We start from the raw sequence: 994 nt of genomic DNA, 5'->3' as shown, positions 1-994 counted from the left end.
GACGTCGGTCTGGGACCGGCCGGTTACGCCGCGCTGGTCGCGCCACAGCGAGTATCCGAGGCCGACCAGGGCGATGCCGGTGGGCAAAGCGAACAGCCTTTCGTTGATCTGCGGCAGCAGCGGGATCGCCATCGTTGCGACGGCGCCACCGGCGAGGACCGCCGCAGCCCAGCGGGCGAGGATGTTGGCACGGAAGAGTGCGATGCCGAAGATCAGGCCGCCGGCCAGGTACGTGAGGCCGGAGAGCAGGCTGAGGGCCTGCATCAGGCCGATGTCGCCGGCAGCGTGGCCGCCGGTCGCGACGGCGAGGACATCGCTGACGTAGCCCGGTGAGCTCTGGGCGATGGCTGGCAGGACGACCAAAGCGATGACTTCGATGCTCATCATGATGAGGTAGCCGGCGCCGAACACGGCGTACCCGAGCAGGCCGAGCACCCCGGTCCGCCCGACCTGGCGCAGGTACATGCCCGTGATGCCGATGAGCGACAGTCCGGACATCAGCACTTTGACGGATTGGCGGACCGTCCATTCGGTCGTGGTGACGAAGGCGACGTCCAGTGGAGGATGGTTGATCTGGACGCCGATGAAGAGCACGCCCGCTGCGACGGCGCTGAGCCCTGCCGCGCGGGTGAGGGTGGTGGTAGTGATGGACATGTCCGGCTCCCTTGTTCCTGGTATCCGCGGCGGGGTGCCGCGGGATACCTCCAAGGTAGGGACGGACGGGGTGACCCGGCGTCACCCGGTGATGTGACTGACAGGGTGAGATCCGGTGGCGGGGCCGGCTACATCAGGCCGAGTTCGCTTGCCCGGCGCACCGCCGCCCTGCGGTTCGTGACCTCGAGCTTGGTAAAGATGTGCTTGGTGTGGGTGCGCAGCGTGTTGTGCGAGATGAACAGCTCACCGGCGATCTGCGGCCCGCTGAGGTCGCTGCCGAGGAGCCTGAGCACCTGCTGTTCCCGTTCGCTCAACGCCGACGACGACGACGGCGGCAGCC

Annotated in this window: 2 protein-coding genes (1 of these 2 running past the window's edge); both read right to left on the bottom strand. The window is 67.8% G+C overall.

Annotation, left to right across the window (positions count from 1 at the left end):
- Positions 1–654, bottom strand: a 654-nt coding sequence (locus K789_RS0101955) for a hypothetical protein (protein ID WP_024365273.1), incomplete at its 3' end; no start/stop codon positions are given.
- A 128-nt stretch (positions 655–782) separates the two neighbouring features.
- On the bottom strand, positions 783–994 hold the 3' end of the coding sequence (locus K789_RS0101950) for a LuxR C-terminal-related transcriptional regulator (protein WP_237739479.1). It continues 2461 nt past the right edge of the window; only the last 212 of its 2673 coding nucleotides appear in the window; the start codon falls outside the window, past its right edge — the gene reads right to left on this strand; its stop codon occupies positions 783–785.

This window comes from Arthrobacter sp. TB 26 (assembly GCF_000427315.1).
In the GTDB taxonomy this organism is placed as follows: domain Bacteria; phylum Actinomycetota; class Actinomycetes; order Actinomycetales; family Micrococcaceae; genus Arthrobacter.
The sequence above is the reverse complement of the archived record's forward strand: the minus strand, read 5'-3'. Positions and strand labels throughout refer to the sequence as shown.